Below are 19,040 nucleotides of genomic sequence, written 5' to 3'. Positions count from 1 at the left end.
GTGGAGAATGAAGAAAGGTCGTCTGAAAGGGGATTTCAGACGACCTTTTGGCTGATTTGAAGCGATGTACACCGTTTATATGGACAGACGGCTTCCAATGCTTAACTGCCCCACATTTTCAATACACGTTGCGCGGCAGTTTGCCCGTTTGGAAGAGCCGTCGTTTGCAGTTCGTGCAATTTGTCGCGTGCGGCTTGATAGTTGTGTTTGCCGATAAGTTCTATGGTGCGTTCCTGCACATACATATCCTCATCATCGAGATAGGGCAGCAGCCATTGCTCGATTTCGTTTTTAGCAATGAGATTAAACCAAGCGAAATGCAGACATTGGCGGATTTCGTCATCGTCGCTTTGTTCTGCCGCCTGCTGAAGCTGTTGTATGGCGGCTTGGCGTGAGGCGGTATCCAGCGGCGGTATGGGATTGGGAAATTGGTAGGCGCACTTATTCATGCAGCAGTTCGTAGCCGTCTTGTGCTTCAGGATGTGCCGCAATGGCAGCCAGGAAGTCAGGGATGGTAGCGAAGCTGGGTACCAAATCGGGATCATCATGTTGGAAGTGTCCGACCATACCAAGTAGCGGCTCGGTAAGGTAGACAAACCATTCGTTGCTTTCCTCGTCCTGTAAAATGGGTGCAACCGGCAAAGCCTGCCAGCATTCGTCAAAATAATCTTTGCTGTTTTGCCAATCCGTATCGTCATGGTGAAAGCAAAATCCATCTCTGGGAGTAAAGTGCTGCAAGGCGGTAATGTGTTCGGCGGGGATTTGGTGCTGTTGCAGACAGGAAATTAGCGCGGCGGAGGGATGTTGGGACATGGGATGCTCCTTTTATGTTTTAACTTTGGTTTCGTTTTGGGGTCGTCTGAAAAGGTTTCAGACGACCTTTTTCATTAAACCCTCACCAATTCCATCATCCTTTCAAACGAATACAATGCCGATTTTCTTCCGCTTGCTTCTTCTTTTAATGTCAAGATACCTTTTTCCAACAATGCTTTGGTGAAACGGTTTGCAGTTGCAGGCGGGATGTTGGCCAGTTCTGATAATCGGCTGTTTCGGAAAACGGGATAAGTAAAAACAAAATCTAACACAGCAAGCGAATGTTTGGAGGAAAGTGTTTGGGTAAAAATGAACTTCATTTCTTCATAAAGTGCATGAATGCTTTGGGCAATTTCAAGGTTATGCACTGCTTGCCAATAGATGGCTTCAAAGAAGAATTGGCACCATTCGTTCCAATCTCCGGTTTGAGAAACTTGGCGCATCAATTCTGTGTAGCGTTCTTTGTGTTCCTCAAAATATCCGCTGATATAAAAATGCGGTGCGCTAATGGCTTTTGCCTGCCAAAGCATTAAGGTAATCAACATCCGACCAATCCGCCCGTTGCCGTCTTGAAATGGGTGAAGTGCTTCAAATTCAAGATGGGATACAGCGGTTTTCGCCAAAATCGGGGTTGAATCGCCATTGATGTAATCAAATAGCCTGTCCAAACCTTCTTCCAATTTCTCAGGGCTTATCGGTATGAAAAGAATAGATTTTTTCCCTTTGTCTGCCAAATAGTTCTGCTCATGCTTGAATGTGCCGGGGGATTTGTTGGCACCACGTCCATAAGATAAAAGCTGTTGGTGCATGGTTTTCAATAAAAACTTGTTGAATAGATAACCATCTTCTATTGCGCCTTGAGCATTTTTCAACGCCCGTTGATACAACACGGTTTCTACAATGTCCGAGCGGACTTCGGTGGAATCATTCCCTTCACCAAAATCTGCCTCATATTGCATAATTTCGTCCATAGTGCTGATTGTGCCTTCCATACGCGAAGAAATAACCGCTTCTTGGTTTCGTAATGGGGCAAGTAAAATCTCACTGTTGTGCATGTTTTTCAACATTTGATCGTAGCGCGCCAAGGCATCGGTCGCTGTGAGCAGGCTAGGCATCAGTAGGGTGTAATTGAGTGATTTCGGAGGAAACTGATTGTAGTGATACTGAACAGCATCATCAAAATTGAGTAATTTATTCATATAAATTTTTTTGAGAATCAAAAAATTCGATTTTTAATCAATAATAAAAAGTATTGTCGCTCATTTATGATGGGTAAGCAAGTTTGTCAATCAAATTTAATAAAAAATGATTCATAAAGGGTTTTGGTATTCATTTGTGAATAACAAACAAATTTATGAATCAAAATAAGTAGAAAATGATTAACAAGCCTTTTAATTATCCCATCTGTTTCCCCTCTAAATATCATCCGTGCAAGCAACAATCGGTGCAATCGGTTAAAATGGGTCGTCTGAAATTTGTTTGACCGAATTGAGAAAACCATGTCCCAACAATACGTCTATTCTATGTTGCGTGTGAGCAAGGTTGTGCCGCCGCAGAAAACCATCATTAAAGATATTTCCCTTTCTTTCTTCCCCGGCGCGAAAATCGGTTTGCTCGGTTTGAACGGCGCGGGCAAGTCCACCGTGCTGCGGATTATGGCGGGTGTGGATAAGGAATTTGAGGGCGAAGCCGTGCCGATGGGCGGCATCAAAATCGGCTATCTGCCGCAAGAGCCGGAGCTTGATCCTGAAAAAACCGTGCGCGAGGAAGTGGAAAGCGGTTTGGGCGAAGTGGCTGCCGCGCAGAAACGTTTGGAAGAAGTGTATGCCGAGTATGCCAATCCTGATGCGGATTTTGACGCGCTGGCGGAAGAGCAGGGCCGCTTGGAAGCGATTATTGCAGCGGGTTCGTCCACGGGCGGCGGTGCGGAACACGAATTGGAAATCGCCGCCGATGCGCTGCGCCTGCCGGAATGGGATGCCAAAATCGGCAATTTGTCCGGCGGTGAAAAACGCCGCGTCGCTTTGTGCAAACTCTTGTTGAGCAAGCCCGACATGCTGCTGCTGGACGAGCCGACCAACCACTTGGATGCGGAATCGGTCGAATGGCTGGAGCAATTCTTGGTGCGCTTCCCCGGCACAGTCGTTGCCGTAACACACGACCGCTACTTCCTCGACAACGCCGCCGAATGGATTTTGGAACTCGACCGCGGCCACGGTATTCCGTGGAAAGGCAATTACTCGTCTTGGCTGGAGCAGAAAGAAAAACGCTTGGAAAACGAGGCAAAATCCGAAGCTGCGCGTGTGAAAGCGATGAAGCAGGAGTTGGAATGGGTGCGCCAAAATGCCAAAGGCCGCCAAGCCAAGTCCAAAGCGCGTCTGGCGCGTTTTGAAGAAATGAGCAACTACGAATACCAAAAACGCAATGAAACGCAGGAAATCTTCATTCCCGTCGCCGAGCGTTTGGGTAACGAAGTGATTGAATTTGTGAATGTTTCCAAATCGTTTGGCGACAAAGTGCTGATTGACGATTTGAGCTTCAAAGTGCCTGCGGGCGCGATTGTCGGCATCATCGGTCCGAACGGCGCGGGTAAATCGACGCTGTTCAAAATGATTGCGGGCAAGGAGCAGCCCGATTCGGGCGAAGTGAAAATCGGGCAAACCGTGAAAATGAGCCTGATTGACCAAAGCCGCGAAGGTTTGCAAAACGACAAAACCGTGTTCGACAACATCGCCGAAGGCCGCGACATTTTGCAGGTCGGACAGTTTGAAATCCCCGCCCGCCAATATTTGGGTCGTTTCAACTTTAAAGGCAGCGACCAAAGCAAAATCGCAGGGCAGCTTTCCGGCGGCGAACGCGGACGTTTGCACTTGGCAAAAACCTTGTTGAGCGGCGGCAACGTCTTGCTGCTGGACGAACCGTCCAATGACCTCGACGTGGAAACCCTGCGCGCGCTGGAAGACGCATTGCTGGAATTTGCCGGCAGCGTGATGGTCATTTCGCACGACCGCTGGTTCCTCGACCGCATCGCCACGCATATCTTGGCTTGCGAAGGCGATTCGAAATGGGTGTTCTTCGACGGCAACTATCAGGAATACGAGGCCGATAAGAAACGCCGTTTGGGCGAAGAGGGCGCAAAACCGAAACGGATTAAATATAAACCGGTAACGCGTTGATAGGAAAATAAGAAAACGTCGTCTGAAAACTTGAAAAAGGGTTTTCAGACGACGTTTTTGTTTGGAGAGCGTTTTACATCTGCACCAAGCCGTTGACTGTGATGCTGATTTCTTCTGAACCGGGAGAGGGAGCTTGGATGGCGTTGTTTTCGTCGCTTGCCGAACGCTTGAACATGGCAGCTTCGGCATTCATCATTTTGGCGCGGGCGAAACCGTTGTCTATGGAACGGTTGCCGATGTGGCCTAAATTGAGTTTGACGATTTTGTAGTTGGAAAAACCGAGCGTTTTCGCCAAGTCTTGCGCGCGGTCTTTGAAGCGCAGGATGGCGGCTTTGCTGACTTGATCGACGGCGGCTTCGCGTTTTTCTTTGGATATGCTGAAGCCGATGCGGTTGAGCGTGGCAGTTTGCAGCGTTTCGTCAATCAGGCGGTTGATTGCGTCAAAGTCTTTGCTTTCGACTTTGAACACGGCTTCTTCTTCCCAGCCTGTTTGGATGCGTTTGCCGTTGTTGTATTCATAGCGCGGGCTGGCGCTGCGGTTGAGGATTTCGGTTTGGAGTTTGTTGTTTTGTACGGCTTTGTTGAAGTCGTTGAATTTTTTCTGAAACGCTTTGTTCACCGTAGCGCGGTCTTTGCCTTCGGAAGCAATGCTGAAGTAGGCGGTCATGGTGTCGCGGGTTATTTCGAGATTGGCAGATTCGGCAAATTCGACGATGTTGTAATGAAGGGTGTCGGTTTCGGCTGCGGCGGGCAGGGCGGTTGCGAGCACGAGGGCGGCAAGAATCGGGCGTAACATGGATTTTCCTTTGGGTATCGGATGTGGAAACGGATGATATTGGATGATTTGTGTCAGGTCGTCTGAAAGCGCGGCTTCAATGAAGTTGAAAAAGGTTCTGACTTTGCTGCAACAGGTTTCAGACGACCTTTGACGGTGTCAGCCGAAAAAGCCCATTTTGACTTGGATGAGTTTTTCAAGTTCGGGCAGGACGCGGCGGCGGGAGACGAAGAAGATGATGTGGTCGCCGTCTTGGACAATGGTGTCGGTGTGGTGCCCCATGATGACTTCGCCCGTTTCGGCACGGACGATGGCGGCGATGTAGCAGTCGCCCGGCCATTTGATGCCGCTGATGCGCCTGCCGACGATGGCGGAAGTGTTTTTGTCGCCGTGGACGACAACTTCGATGGCTTCGGCGGTGCCGCGTCTGAGGGGGTGGACGGCAACGATGTCGCCTCGGCGGATATGGGCGAGGATGGAGCCGATGGTGATGAGGTGCGGCGACACGACGATGTCGATTTTGTTGCCTTCGAGCAAATCGACGTAGCTGGAGCGGTTGACGATGGTGACGACGCGTTTTGCACCGAGGTTTTTCGCCAACAGGCTGGACATGATGTTGTTTTCGTCGTCGTTGGTCAGGGCGCAGAATACGTCGATTTCGTCGATGTATTCTTCGTCCAGCAGCGTTTCGTCGGTGGCGCTGCCTTGCAGGACGAGGGTGTTGTCGAGGTTTTCGGCGAGCCACTCGGCGCGGCGGGGGTTATGTTCGACGATTTTGATGTCGTATTTGGATTCGAGCTGCTTGGCAAGGCGGTAGCCGATGTTGCCGCCGCCGGCAATCATGATGCGGCGGGTGCGCGCTTCTTTGGGGCGCAGTTCGCGCATGATGATGTTGACGCTGCTGATGTCGGCGGCAAAAAGTACCTCGTCGCCTTCGATGATGACGGTTTGCGGCGTGGGGACGATGAGGCGGTTGTTGCGGTATATGGCGCAGATTTGGCAGTCCGCGCCTTCGGGGAGGTGTTGGTTGATGTCGGCGATTTCGCGGTTGACGAGCAGCCCGCCTTTACGCGCCTGTACGATGACCATGCGGACTTTGTCGCCGGCAAACCTCAATACCTGCAATGCGCTGGTGTAGCTGAGCAGTCCGACGAGCTGTTCGGTAACGAGCTGTTCGGGACTGATGGTTTCGGTGATGTCGAAGACGGTAAGGCTGCCGTTTTCCGTATCGTCGTTTTCGGGGTAGGGGTATTCCAGATATTCGCTGGAACGCACGCGAGCGATGCGGCTGGGGATATTAAAGAGATCGGCGGCGATTTTGCAGGCGACGATGTTGGTTTCGTCGCTGCGGGTCAGGGCGAGCAGGAGGTCGGAATCTGCTGCGCCCGCCTGTTCGAGGATAAACGGGGATGCGCCGTTGCCGAGTATGGTTTGGACGTCGAGGCGGCTGCCGATGTGTTGCAGGGCTTTTTCGTCGATGTCGATAACGGTAACGTCGTTGCTGGAAACGGAGGCGAGGTTTTGCGCGACGGTCGAGCCGACCTGTCCGCTGCCGAGGATGAGGATTTTCACGGTTTGGGCGGGTGTTTGGGTAAGGATGATGGGATTGTATAACAAAAGGTCGTCTGAAAACCTATTTTCAGACGACCTTTTGTTGATTTCAGGCAGGGTTTACCAGTAGCCCAGCACTTTCCACCAGATGATGCCGATGGTGCCGAAAATCAGGATTTCGACCACGCTCATGATGAAGCCGGCTTTCCACCATTCGGTCATGCTGACATAGTTCGAGCCGTAGATGACGGGGGACGAACCTGAAGCGTAGTGGGTCAGCGACATCATGATGCCGGTGGCGGACGCCATAATCAGGGCGAACAGCATCGGCGGTGCGCCCAAGGCGAGGCCTGCGCCGTAGAACGCGCCGAACATGGCGGTAACGTGTGCCGTGCCGCTGGCGAAAACGTAGTGGGCGTAGAGGTAGGCGAGTACCAGAAGGGCGCAACCGGCTTCCCAGCCCAAGCCGAGATGGGAGATGCCGCCCTGCATGGATTCGGACAGCCATGCAATCAGCCCCAATTTGTTGAGGAAGTTCGCCATCATGACCAAGGCGGCAAACCAGACGATGGTGTCCCACGCGCCTTTTTCTTTCAGCGCGTCGTCCCAAGTCAGCACGCCGGTGAGCAGGCACAGGCTCAGGCCGAGGAAGGTGGTGGCAGTGGCATCGACTTTTACGCCGAACAGCATTTCGGGAACGCCCGCCCACAGAAGCAGCAGAATCACGAAAATGCCGAGCATGATTTTTTCGTCGCGCTTCATCGCGCCCATTTCTTTCAGTTTTTCTTTGGCAAGGGCGGTCGCGTTAGGCGTTTGTTTGATTTCGGGCGGATACAGGAAATACAGTACCAGCGGCATCAGGAGCATGGCGATCAGGCCGGGTACGACCATGGCGGCGAACCATGTGCCCCAAGAGAGGTGGATTTGCGAATCGGTGGCTTTGGCGACCAATTCGACGACCAGTGGGTTGGGTGCGGTCGCGGTAACGAAGATGCAGCAGGTGATGATGTTGGCGTGGTAGTTGACCAGTGCAAGGTATTTACCGATTTTGCCTTCTGTGCCTTTTTCGGGGTCGGAATCGAAACTCAGGGCGATGGAACGCATAATCGGATGCACAATCGCACCGCCACGCGCGGTGTTGCTTGGTGTGACCGGACCGATGACCAAGTCGGCCAAAGCCAAGCTGTAACCTACGCCCAGCGTGCGTTTGCCGAAAAGGGAAATCAGAAGGTAGCCGATACGCATCCCTAAGCCGGTTTTCAACAAACCGCGCGAGATGATGATGGCGATACCGATCATCCAGATTAACGAGTTGTTGAGGCTGCTCAGTGCGTCTTTGGTCGCGTCGGCGGATTTTTCGTTGGTCACGCCGGTCAGCGCGACCAAGGTAATGCCCAAAATCGCCATTGCGCCGATGGGCATGGCTTTGCCGATGATGCCGGCGATGATGCCGACGAACAACGCCAAAAGGTGCCATGCGTCGGGCGATACGCCCTGCGGCACGGGTATGACGAACCAGATAATCAGCGTCAGCGCGAGCGAAACCGCAGCAGGAATTGGCTTGAAGCCCATGTTGAGTCTCCTAGTTTGAGGTATCGGGGAAATCGGATTTCAGACGACGTGTGCCTGATTTTGGTGGGAACAGGTCGTCTGAAACGTATTTGGCAGCAGTTGTTTTTATGTTTTTCTTTTGAGTGTTTGTGTCATGCGTATTTTTGTGTTGCCATCTTTTTCAGACGACGTTTTTTTAGGTTATTGGGTTTTGCCCTCTCCCTAGCCCTCTCCCATGGGGAGAGGGGATAATGGCGCTGAAAATCAACCTTTATCAAATTTTCTGCAATCTGTCCCCTCTCCCTGCGGGAGAGGGAATAATGGTGCTGAAATCAACCGTTATCAGATTTCCTGTAATCCGTCCCCTCTCCCCGTGGGAGAGGGCTAGGGAGAGGGTAAAACCTCAGATTTAGCAGTTCAGTTGTGAAACCCAACAAATACTTAAACCCTAATCATTATGTTGGGTCATAACCCAACCTAAAGGTATTTTTCAGACGACCTCCCATAATAGAAAAGGTCGTCTGAAATCCCGTATCGAATTAATCCTGCTCCGCCGGCAGGCCGTACTCTTCGGGGAAGGTGCGCAGTGAGCTTTGCAACACGGTAACCGCGCCGTCAATCAGGCCGCAGCGGCCGCTTCGGGGCAGCAGTTGGCACAGGCTTTGCAGGGCGCGGAGGTCGTCTGAAGTACCGATGCCGGTATCCACGCGGTTGAGCAGGCGTGAAAGTTGGAACGTGCCGCCTTTGCATGGCGGGCATTGTCCGCACGAGTTGGACGCAAAAAATTCCACATACTCGGCCACTTTGCGCACGACACTGGTGCCTTCGGAAATCACAATCATCGCGCCCGTACCGAGGCTGGATTTACGTTCGCGCACGGACACGAAGTCCAAAGGCACGTCCAAATCTTTCGCAGTCAGAAGCGTGTTTGACGGGCCGCCGGTAAAGACGGCTTTAAACGTGCGTCCTTCGAGCATACCGCCGCCGTGGTCGAAAATCAGCGATTGCAGGGTCGTACCCATCGGCAGTTCGTATAGGCCCGGATTCAATACGTCGCCGGAAAGCGAGTAGAGTTTCGTGCCTGCGGCATCGCCCAAACCCAGCGATTTGTACCATTCCGCGCCTTTGGCAAGGATTTGCGGGATGTTGGCGAAGGTTTCGGTGTTGTTGATAAGGGTCGGTTCGCCCTCTACGCCGCTTTCGGCAGGGAACGGCGGCTTGCGGCGCGGGAACGGAAAACCGCCTTCCAACCATGAAATCACGGCGGTTTCTTCGCCGCCGATGTAGCGGCCTGAAGTTTCGACCAATTTCAGGTCTAAAGGTTTGCCCAGATAGTTTTCGATGCGGATGAACAAATCGCTTTTTTTCCATTGCTCGATGGCGGGCACGATGGCGGCGACAGATTCGGTCTGGTGCGGGTTGACATACATAATCGCTTTGTTGGCGCGGCAGGCGACGGCGGCGATTAGGACGCCTTCGATGACTTGGTGCGGTGTTTTTGCCAGCAACACGCGGTCTTTGAACGTACCCGGTTCGTCTTCGTTGGCGTTACAGACGACGTATTTGTCGCCATGTTTGCTTTGTGCGGCAACGGCAGCCTCCCATTTGCGCCAGGTCGGGAAACCCGCGCCGCCCATGCCGCAAAGGTTGGCGTCTTGCAGCTTGGAAACGATGCTTTGAGGATCGGCAAGTGCTGCCAGCAGGCCTTCGCCGCCGCCGACTTTGCGCCACGCTGCCAAATCCGCGCCGACTTGGCGGGACGGGTGCAGTAAGTTTTGATTGGCTTGGTTCATGATTGTTGCTCCTGCAAACCGGCGTGTTCGCGCAAATCGAATTTGCCGTAGTCGGGATATAAAACGGGGGCTTTGATGTCGCTGGTCAGTCCGGCGCGGGTCATTTCGCGTTGCAGATCGTGGACGTGTCCGACACCGCCGCGCACTTTTTTCAGCGGTAGGCCGCAACCGGCGGCGGCTTTACCCGCGCGGCGGCCGAAGCTGATGATGTCCAAAAGCGCGTTGCCCATCAGGCGGTTGCGGCCGTGGATGCCGCCGGTCACTTCACCGGCGCAATAGAGGCCTTCGACGCAGGTCGCGCCGTCGCCGTTGATTTCGACGCCGCCGTTTTGGTAGTGCAGGGTCGGATGAATCATCACGGGTTCGACGGCGGGGTCGATGCCGCATTTATGGGCGACGTGGCCGAGCGTAACCAAACGGTTCAACACATCAGGATCGTTTTCAATCAGGCGCGGCGTATCGAGGAAAACGCCGACCTGTCCGTCGCGCACCACGCCGCGGCCTTCGCGGCACTCGCGCAAAATGGCGGCGGCAACGACGTCGCGCGGCTGCAATTCGTCAACGAAACGCTCGCCCAAACCGTTGACCAGTTTGGTGCCTGCGGAACGCACGGCTTCGGAAATCAGTGCGCCTGCCAAGTGCGGCGGATGGGCGACGCCGGTCGGATGGTATTGGAAGGAATCGATGTCGCGCAGTTTCGCGCCGATGCGGTATGCCATCACCAAACCGTCGGCGGTTGCGCCGTAGTGGTTGGAAGTGGCGAAACCCTGCAAATGCAGCCGACCGCTGCCGCCGGTTGCCAATACCACGGCTTTGGCGTGAACCAATACCAAGGAGCGTTTTTCCAAATCGTACAAAATCGCGCCGACGCAGCGGCCGTGTTCGTCCGACAATAATTCGATGGCGGGGTGGCGGTTGAGCTGGGTGATGTTTTCGTCGAGTTCGACCGCCTCGCGCAGTACGCGCATCATTTCAAGGCCGGTAAAGTCGCGGTAGCTCAGGATGCGCGGCACGGTCGTACCGCCTGCACGTTTGCGGCTCAACATGCCGTTGCTGTCCGCGCCTTTGGCAAGGTCGAAAGTCATGCCCAAGCCAATCAGCCAGCGGATGGCGGACGGCGCGTCGGTAACCATTTGCGCCACCAATTCTTTTTTGCCTGCGTTGTGGCCGCCTTTGATGGTGTCGTCAAAGTGCTGCTGCAAGCTGTCTTCCGCGCCGACCGCCGCCTGAATGCCGCCTTCGGCCATCACGGTATTGCTGTCGCCGATACGCAGCTTGTTCGCCATAATCACGCGCGCGCCTGCTTCGGTCGCAGACAATGCCGCTGCTGCGCCCGCACCGCCGCCGCCGATCACCAATACGTCGGTGTTCAAGTGTTCCGCGCCCGACAAATCATAGTCGTCAATCAGCGGATGACTGATCAGCAGTTTCGCCAAATCAGGATGGCAGTAATCGCCCGTGTTCGGACCGATGGGCAGTTTGACGCGCGCATTGGCCTGATAGTCGGGGTGGAACTGACTCAACAATTCGTTTTTTTCCGGCAAGTCGCCGCGCAGTTCCAATGAGGAAGCGCGCAGGTTGGCAAGGGCGGTTTCGTAGTCTATGCCTTGGATTTTGTTCGCCATCACATTGCCTCCTCTTCAAATTCGACTTTCATTTTGCCGCTGTCGATTTCGCGCAGGCGGCGCATCAAATCCACCGGACGCAGCGTGCGCGCCGCTTTCATGCGGCGGGCGAACAGGCCTAAGTGGTTCGGACGGATGTGTTCGGGGCAGGAAAGGGTGCAGAGGTTGCACATCACGCATTGGTCGAAGGTCAGCGCAGCCGCGCCGAAATCGCCCGATACCACCTGCGCCACGCCGTTTTCCACTTCCAAACCTTTGGGGCAGGCGCGGTTGCAGCCGCCGCAATGACGGCAGTGTTGCGCTTCGGGGAAGGCTTTGGCGGTGTCGTCCAGCCAGTTCCAGCCGTCGCCGACCTCGCTCACGTCGTAATATTGGATATGCTCGGGAATGAAGTAGTCCAAGAAGCTGACCTGCATCCCTTCTTCGACTTTGGTTTCACACGCCAACGCAGTCGTTACCTCGCGCTCGCCTTCCTTGCGGATCATGCAGCGGCAGGAACCGCACACGCCTTGCCCCATGCAGCCGACGTTGGCGGTAATCGCGCTGCCGGCACGGGCATAGGCCTGAATGATTGACGAGTCGGCGGATGCTTTGACCTCGTGGCCGTCTATGGTCAGGGTTAACAAGTTTTCACTCATGGTAGTGTCCTGTGGAATGGGATAGGGGAAATCGGATGTGTGTATTTTTATTACAAATTTTTAAAATGCAGATATTTTTCAGGAAACGTCTTATAAATCAACGTCTGAATGTCTTTTATTAGTGTATCAGAATTTGGGTTTTTTGATGATGGCGGAGTCGTAAAGGCAGGGTGGGGGCGGATTGTGAACAAAAAACAGCGGTTTTCAGACGACCTTTGTGCCATCTTGTTATTTTGTAAGATAAAATAAACTTACGATAAAGGAATAACTGCTAAAAACCGTTTTGAAATACGAGTAAATATCATTATTAAGTGTTTGATATAAAAGTATATATCTATGTATTTATTGAATAAATCTGCGAAGTGTAAGCAAATGCAAATTGTGTTATAAAATTTCAGAAAAATGGCTAAGTTTGACTTCCGTCAAAAATCATCGTGGGTAGAATGACACGGCTTTTACATTTGTGTATGGTTGAAAAAAGAAAGACAGGTCGTCTGAAAAATAATTGTTTCTTTTTAAATTCATGTTATTAGTAAGGTTCATTGCGGCGGTGAATCCAGCCTTTTCAGACGACCCTTTGGAATTTTAGTGGACAGATTAATTGTAGTTTTATTTCTATCGGATAAATATTGCCGACAATATCCGTTATCATCATCCGAGTGAAATGATAGGTTATTAAGTTTTATGAAAATCAATAAATTATAAAAATCATATTGTCGCCTCATATCGATTGACAGCACTATTACACTGATTAAGGCCGTCTGAAAAACGGCCTCTATAAAAAAGCTAACAAACCCTCCCTACCATATGAAAAGGAACACAATCATGACCGTCATCAAGCAAGAAGACTTTATCCAAAGTATCTGCGATGCCTTCCAATTCATCAGCTATTACCATCCGAAAGACTACATCGACGCGCTTTATAAGGCGTGGCAGAAGGAAGAAAATCCCGCTGCCAAAGACGCGATGACGCAGATTTTGGTCAACAGCCGCATGTGTGCCGAAAACAACCGCCCCATCTGTCAAGACACCGGTATCGCAACCGTCTTCCTCAAAGTCGGTATGAACGTCCAATGGGATGCGGACATGAGCGTGGAAGAGATGGTTAACGAAGGCGTACGCCGCGCCTACACTTGGGAAGGCAACACCTTGCGCGCGTCCGTCCTCGCCGACCCTGCCGGCAAACGACAAAACACCAAAGACAACACCCCCGCCGTCATCCACATGAGCATCGTACCGGGCGACAAAGTCGAAGTAACCTGCGCGGCAAAAGGCGGCGGCTCTGAAAACAAATCCAAGCTCGCCATGCTCAATCCTTCCGACAACATCGTCGATTGGGTATTGAAAACCATCCCGACCATGGGCGCGGGCTGGTGTCCTCCCGGCATTTTGGGCATCGGTATCGGCGGTACGCCCGAAAAAGCCGTGTTGATGGCGAAAGAATCCCTGATGAGCCACATCGACATTCAAGAGTTGCAGGAAAAAGCCGCGTCAGGTGCGGAATTGTCCACCACCGAAGCCCTACGCCTCGAACTCTTTGAAAAAGTCAACGCGTTGGGCATCGGCGCACAAGGTTTGGGCGGGCTGACCACCGTGTTGGACGTCAAAATCCTCGATTACCCGACCCATGCCGCTTCCAAACCGATTGCCATGATTCCCAACTGCGCCGCCACCCGCCACGTCGAGTTCGAATTGGACGGCTCAGGCCCGGTCGAACTGACCCCGCCGCGCGTTGAAGACTGGCCCGATTTGACTTACAGCCCCGACAACGGCAAACGCATCGATGTCGATAAGCTGACCAAAGAAGAAGTTGCCAGCTGGAAAACCGGCGACGTATTGCTGCTGAACGGTAAAATCCTCACCGGCCGCGATGCCGCGCATAAACGCCTCGTCGATATGCTCGACAAAGGCGAAGAGTTGCCCGTCGATTTCACCAACCGCCTGATTTACTACGTCGGCCCCGTCGATCCGGTCGGCGACGAAGTAGTCGGTCCGGCAGGCCCGACCACCGCCACCCGCATGGACAAATTCACCCGCCAAATGCTCGAACAAACCGGCCTCTTGGGCATGATCGGCAAATCCGAGCGCGGTGCAGCCACCTGCGAAGCCATCGCCGACAACAAAGCCGTGTATCTCATGGCAGTCGGCGGTGCGGCATACCTCGTGGCAAAAGCCATCAAATCCTCCAAAGTCTTGGCGTTCCCCGAATTGGGCATGGAGGCAGTTTACGAGTTTGATGTCAAAGACATGCCCGTAACCGTCGCCGTGGACAGCAAAGGCGAATCCATCCATGCCACCGCTCCGCGCAAATGGCAGGCAAAAATCGGCATCATCCCCGTCGAGTCCTAATGCCTTGATGCCAGGTTGAAAAAGGTCGTCTGAAAACTGAACTGCACCCCAAAAGTTGGACATCCCCTCCAACTCACAAGGTGCAGTTTTTTTATGAGCAAATATACATTACACTTCAAATACCAAGCCGTACTCCACTACCTGCATATACGCAGCCAACAGCGTACCGCAGACCACTACGGCATTTCCCGAACCCACCTGCGACGATGGATACGCGCCTATCAAGAAGGCGGTATCGGCGCACTCGAACATCCCCAATCCAAAACCATGACACAACACCGCAAAAACCCCTTCATCGCAGATAAACCCGACCAAGAAAAAACGCAGGCAGAGCTTATTGAAGAGTTGTGCTATATGCGTGCAGAGGTTGCCTACCTAAAGGAGTTAAAAGCCCTCAGCCAAAAGCAGACCGCAAAGGACAAAGCCAAACCGTCCAAACACTGAGGGCGCAACACCCGCTCAAATACCTGCTGCACATCGCAAACCTGCCCAAAAGCAGCTTTTACTACCATCACCAAGACCGACCCGACCCCGACGCAGCCGACAAAGCCCTCCTAGTCGAAACCTACCGGCGGCATAAAGGACGCTACGGACAAAGGCGCATTGCCGCCGCATTGGGTTGGAACCGCAAAAAAGCGGCGCGGCTGATGAAGCAGTTGGAACTGAAAGCCCTCATACGGGCGAAAAAAGCCTACCGCCATCCCGCCATGGGCGAGATATCGGAACACCTCCTCAAACGCCGGTTCAAAGCCCGAAAGCCCAATGAAAAATGGCTGACCGACGTTACCGAACTCAAAGGGAAGGACGGCAAACTGTACCTCTCGCCAATCTTGGACTTGTTCAACCGCGAGATCGTCGCCTACGCCATGAGCCGCAGAGCCGACAGCGAAATGGTGAAGGAAATGCTCGAAAAAGCCGCCCCCGTCTGACTGATAAAGGAACGATGCTTCATTCGGACCAAGGTGTGCTGTACCGTACGGCGGGGTATAGGGAATTGCTTGCGGAGCATTCCATGGTTCAAAGCATGTCGCGAAAGGCGAACTGTTGGGACTATGCGCCGATGGAAAGCTTCTTTGCGGTGTTGAAGACGGAGTGTTTCTATGACGCAGGTGAATTGACAGTAGATGAATTGATGAAGCAGATAGATGACTATATGGATTACTACAACCGGGAGCGTTGCAGTTTGAAATTGAAAAAGCTGAGTCCTGTCGCATACAGAACCCAGCTTGCACAGAGCGCCTGAATAGGCTTTTATGAGTGTCCAAGATTTGGGGGCCAGTTCAAACTTGAAACAGGGTTTTCAGACGACCTTTTGGCTAATGCGGTTTCAATGGCGTAAAACCGGCATTCGTATTCCTGCAAAACTCTGCGACAAAGCATAAAAAACCGCTATAATTGCCGACAATTTCCCTTTCAGACGACCTTCTTAAACCGAGGTCGTCTGAAAAAACAAACAAGGAAGAAATCCGATGAAAAACTACCAAGCGCCCGACGAGAAGGGCTTTTTCGGCGAACACGGCGGACTTTATGTCTCCGAAACCCTGATTCCCGCCTTGCAAGAGCTGGCGGATGCCTATAAAGCAGCGAAAAACGACCCGTCGTTTTGGGAAGAGTTCCACCGCGATTTGAAACACTACGTCGGCCGCCCCAGTCCCGTTTACCATGCCGCGCGATTGTCCGAGCATTTGGGCGGCGCGCAAATCTGGTTGAAGCGCGAAGACTTGAACCACACCGGCGCGCACAAGGTAAACAACACCATCGGTCAGGCACTGCTTGCCCGCCGTATGGGCAAAAAACGCGTCATCGCCGAAACCGGCGCGGGTCAGCACGGCGTGGCCTCCGCCACTGTTGCCGCCCGCTTCGGCATGACTTGCGACGTGTACATGGGCGCGGACGACATCCAGCGTCAAATGCCCAACGTGTTCCGCATGAAATTATTGGGCGCGAACGTGGTCAGTGTCGACAGCGGCAGCCGCACGCTGAAAGACGCGATGAACGAAGCCATGCGCGAATGGGTCGCCCGCGTGGACGACACGTTCTACATCATCGGCACCGCCGCCGGCCCCGCGCCGTATCCCGAAATGGTGCGCGATTTCCAATGCGTCATCGGCAACGAGGCCAAAACTCAGATGCAGGAAGCCATCGGCAGACAGCCCGACGTCGCCGTTGCCTGCGTCGGCGGCGGCTCGAACGCCATCGGGCTGTTCCACCCGTATATCGGCGAAGAAAACGTGCGCCTCGTCGGCGTGGAAGCCGGCGGTTTGGGCGTGGACACCCCCGACCACGCCGCGCCGATTACCAGCAAAGCCCCCATCGGCGTATTGCACGGCTTCCGCAGCTACCTGATGCAGGATGAAAACGGTCAAGTCTTGGGTACACACTCCGTTTCCGCAGGCTTGGATTACCCCGGCATCGGCCCGGAACACAGCCACCTGAACGACATCAAGCGCGTCGAATACACCGTCGCCAAAGACGACGAAGCACTCGAAGCCTTTGATTTGTTGTGCCGCTTCGAAGGCATCATCCCCGCGCTCGAATCCAGCCACGCCCTCGCATGGGCAGTCGCCAACGCGCCGAAAATGGGCAAAGACCAAGTGATTCTAGTCAACCTGTCCGGCCGCGGCGATAAAGACATCAATACCGTGGCGAAGCTGAAAGGGATTGAGTTGTAAGCATCTCCGTTGAGCGGATAAAGACAAGAGGTCGTCTGAAAACTGGGTAAATAAGTTTCAGACGACCTTTTACCTTTTCAATAACAAATTAAAGTTATGGCGGTTTGGTCTGCCGCATCATGCCGTTATAATGCGGGTTGCAGCATTTTGAAAGGGCAGGGTGATGGAAGAATGGTTTGAACGGACTATTATCGGCCGCTATACGGCGGAGCGGGAAAAGCAGTTTTTTGCGCATTACTTGGAGCGGTTTGCGCCTTGCGGTGTTCAAACCGTCGTCCAACAGGGCGGCGAATGGCTGAGATCGTCTGAAAACGTGGTTACTGTGCCCCGTGATGTATTGATGACAGCGGACGCTATGGCTTGGGAGAGTCATTCTATTGATGTGCTGCTGATGCCGCACAGTCATGAAACTGCCGCGCTGACGCAAGTGCTGCATGAAGCGTCCAGGGTGTTGAAACCTGAAGGGCGGTTGGTTTTGACGGGGTTTAATCCGAAATCTTTGTGGTTTTTCAGCAGGTGGTTTGATGGAACGCGCTTGCCTAAAAAGGAGCATTGCCTGACTTTGCCGGCTTTGAAACAGCGGCTGGCGGATTTGGATTTTGAAGTGGAATTCGGAAAGTTTATGGTGTACCTGCCTGCTGTGAATTCGCAAAAGGGGCTGCGGTTTTGGCGTTTTATGGAGAAGGCGGGGGACAGGTGGTGGCCGCAGTGCGCGGCGGTGTACGGTTTGGTTTTGGTCAAGCGTATGGCGGGGGTAACGCCCTTGCCGGAGTTTGAAAAAATATTGGGAACGCAGACGGTGGCTTTGGGCGCGGCGCGGATTTCGGATTGAGAAATGCGGCGTTGGTAAAACCGGAATGACTGGTTTTCAGACGACGTTTTGAGGCGGAATATAGTGGATTAAATTTAAATCAGGACAAGGCGACGAAGCCGCAGACAGTACAAATAGTACGGCAAGGCGAGGCAACGCCGTACTGGTTTAAAATTAATCCACTATATTTGAAAACGAGAGGTTTGACTCCATAAAAATAGCCTCTTCTATATTTGTCATTTTGCCTTGGATTTGCTGCTTGCTTCCTGTAAAGCCGATTGGTTGCAAATTGTCAGGCCGCTTTGGCATCGGTAGAATCTTAGGTCGTCTGAAAAAGGCGATGTTGATTGTATTAGCTTGAGGATAAAGAAAAATGCCGGAATTGCCTGAGGTGGAAACGACGTTGCGCGGTATCAGCCCGCATATTCAAGGTAAAAAGGTGGCGGATGTCGTGTTGCGCCAAACCAAGCTGCGCTGGCAGGTCAATCCGCAGTTGGCGGAGCTTTTGGCGGGGCAGGAGGTGTTGAGCTGTCGTCGGCGGGCGAAATATTTGGTTATCGGTTTTGCAACGGGTATCTTGTTGATTCATCTAGGCATGTCGGGCAGTCTGCGGATTTTTACGGACGGCGATGCGCGGATTGACCATCCCGACAAACACGACCATGCGGACATTGTGTTTGCGGACGGAACGGTGTTGCGCTATCACGACCCGCGTAAGTTCGGCGCGATTTTGTGGTATGAAGGCATTGCGGAACATCATCCGCTCCTTGAAAAACTGGGCCCCGAGCCGCTTTCAGACGACTTCTCCGCCGATTATCTGTATCAAAAGCTCAAAACGCAAAAACGTGCGGTCAAATTGGCTCTGATGGACAATGCCGTCGTGGTCGGTGTAGGCAATATTTATGCGAACGAAAGCCTATTTAAATCAGGCATATCGCCGACCCGTCCTGCGGACAAGGTTAAGAAAAAAGAATGCGTTGTGTTGGTAGAGACGGTCAAGGCAGTGTTGCAGCGCGCGATTGAAACCGGCGGCAGCACGTTGCGCGACTTCGTCAACAGCGACGGCAAAAGCGGCTATTTTCAGCAGGAATATACGGTGTACGGCAGGCACAACGAACCCTGCGTCCGTTGCGGCGGTTTGGTGCAGAAGGAAGTTTTGGGGCAGCGCGGGACGTTTTATTGTCCGAACTGCCAAAAATAATGTATGAACCTGTTTTCAGACGACCTCTTTGTCATCTGGGTCGTCTGAAAATTTTATTGATATGATTTGATACACATAAGACGAA

Annotated in this window: 14 protein-coding genes and 2 pseudogenes; 8 read left to right on the top strand and 8 right to left on the bottom strand. The window is 52.9% G+C overall.

Annotation, left to right across the window (positions count from 1 at the left end):
* Positions 1–101: 101 nt before the first annotated feature.
* Both NM96_08150 and NM96_08145 read right to left on the bottom strand, forming a co-directional pair.
* Positions 102–813, bottom strand: a pseudogene (locus tag NM96_08150) (hypothetical protein).
* Positions 814–887: 74 nt separating this feature from the next.
* Entirely contained in the window at positions 888–2,012 is a 1,125-nt protein-coding gene (locus tag NM96_08145; GenBank protein ID AVR79306.1) for a Fic family protein, read from the bottom strand.
* A 300-nt stretch (positions 2,013–2,312) separates the two neighbouring features.
* Here NM96_08145 and NM96_08140 point away from each other — a divergent pair, with 300 nt between their 5' ends.
* Positions 2,313–3,989 carry an energy-dependent translational throttle protein EttA gene (locus tag NM96_08140; GenBank protein AVR79305.1) on the top strand — a complete coding sequence of 559 codons (1,677 nt, stop codon included), beginning with the start codon at positions 2,313–2,315 and terminating at the stop codon, positions 3,987–3,989.
* Positions 3,990–4,062: 73 nt separating this feature from the next.
* On the opposite strand, the gene NM96_08135 is transcribed toward NM96_08140, so the two are convergent.
* The 6 genes from NM96_08135 to NM96_08110 form a co-directional block, all read right to left on the bottom strand.
* A complete protein-coding gene (locus tag NM96_08135) occupies positions 4,063–4,785 on the bottom strand; it encodes a DUF541 domain-containing protein (GenBank protein AVR79304.1) in 723 nt (240 codons plus the stop codon).
* A gap of 138 nt (positions 4,786–4,923) precedes the next feature.
* Positions 4,924–6,336, bottom strand: a complete 1,413-nt coding sequence (locus NM96_08130) for a Trk system potassium transporter TrkA (protein AVR80299.1) — start codon at positions 6,334–6,336, stop codon at positions 4,924–4,926.
* Between the two features lie 99 nt (positions 6,337–6,435).
* On the bottom strand, positions 6,436–7,887 hold the full coding sequence (locus tag NM96_08125; GenBank protein ID AVR79303.1) for a C4-dicarboxylate ABC transporter: 1,452 nt from the start codon (positions 7,885–7,887) through the stop codon (positions 6,436–6,438).
* 518 nt (positions 7,888–8,405) lie between these two features.
* Positions 8,406–9,659 (bottom strand): NADH-quinone oxidoreductase subunit F, encoded by a 1,254-nt coding sequence (locus tag NM96_08120; protein AVR79302.1) that lies wholly within the window; start codon positions 9,657–9,659, stop codon positions 8,406–8,408.
* Complete coding sequence (locus NM96_08115; protein ID AVR79301.1) at positions 9,656–11,284, bottom strand: FAD-binding protein; 1,629 nt, start codon at positions 11,282–11,284, stop codon at positions 9,656–9,658. Before NM96_08115 ends, NM96_08120 begins: the two co-directional genes overlap by 4 nt.
* Entirely contained in the window at positions 11,284–11,922 is a 639-nt protein-coding gene (locus tag NM96_08110; GenBank protein AVR79300.1) for a ferredoxin, read from the bottom strand. Before NM96_08110 ends, NM96_08115 begins: the two co-directional genes overlap by 1 nt.
* Before the next feature lie 825 nt (positions 11,923–12,747).
* On the opposite strand from NM96_08110, the gene NM96_08105 reads away from it, so the two are divergent.
* The 7 genes and pseudogenes from NM96_08105 (at position 12,748) to NM96_08075 (ending at position 18,955) form a co-directional block, all read left to right on the top strand.
* Positions 12,748–14,271: a fumarate hydratase gene (locus NM96_08105; GenBank protein AVR79299.1), complete on the top strand. Its 1,524-nt coding sequence runs from the start codon at positions 12,748–12,750 to the stop codon at positions 14,269–14,271.
* Positions 14,272–14,307: 36 nt separating this feature from the next.
* Positions 14,308–14,715, top strand: a pseudogene (locus NM96_08100) (transposase).
* A 170-nt stretch (positions 14,716–14,885) separates the two neighbouring features.
* Complete coding sequence (locus NM96_08095) at positions 14,886–15,200, top strand: hypothetical protein (GenBank protein AVR79298.1); 315 nt, start codon at positions 14,886–14,888, stop codon at positions 15,198–15,200.
* Positions 15,201–15,214: 14 nt separating this feature from the next.
* On the top strand, positions 15,215–15,514 hold the full coding sequence (locus NM96_08090) for a hypothetical protein (protein AVR79297.1): 300 nt from the start codon (positions 15,215–15,217) through the stop codon (positions 15,512–15,514).
* Positions 15,515–15,740: 226 nt separating this feature from the next.
* Complete coding sequence (trpB, locus tag NM96_08085) at positions 15,741–16,943, top strand: tryptophan synthase subunit beta (protein AVR79296.1); 1,203 nt, start codon at positions 15,741–15,743, stop codon at positions 16,941–16,943.
* A 163-nt stretch (positions 16,944–17,106) separates the two neighbouring features.
* A complete protein-coding gene (locus tag NM96_08080; GenBank protein ID AVR79295.1) occupies positions 17,107–17,775 on the top strand; it encodes a methyltransferase domain-containing protein in 669 nt (222 codons plus the stop codon).
* 352 nt (positions 17,776–18,127) lie between these two features.
* Complete coding sequence (locus NM96_08075) at positions 18,128–18,955, top strand: bifunctional DNA-formamidopyrimidine glycosylase/DNA-(apurinic or apyrimidinic site) lyase (GenBank protein AVR79294.1); 828 nt, start codon at positions 18,128–18,130, stop codon at positions 18,953–18,955.
* Positions 18,956–19,040: the final 85 nt, after the last annotated feature.

This window comes from Neisseria mucosa (assembly GCA_003028315.1).
Classification (GTDB): Bacteria; Pseudomonadota; Gammaproteobacteria; order Burkholderiales; family Neisseriaceae; genus Neisseria; species Neisseria mucosa.
This window is presented reverse-complemented; position numbering and strand designations above follow the sequence as displayed.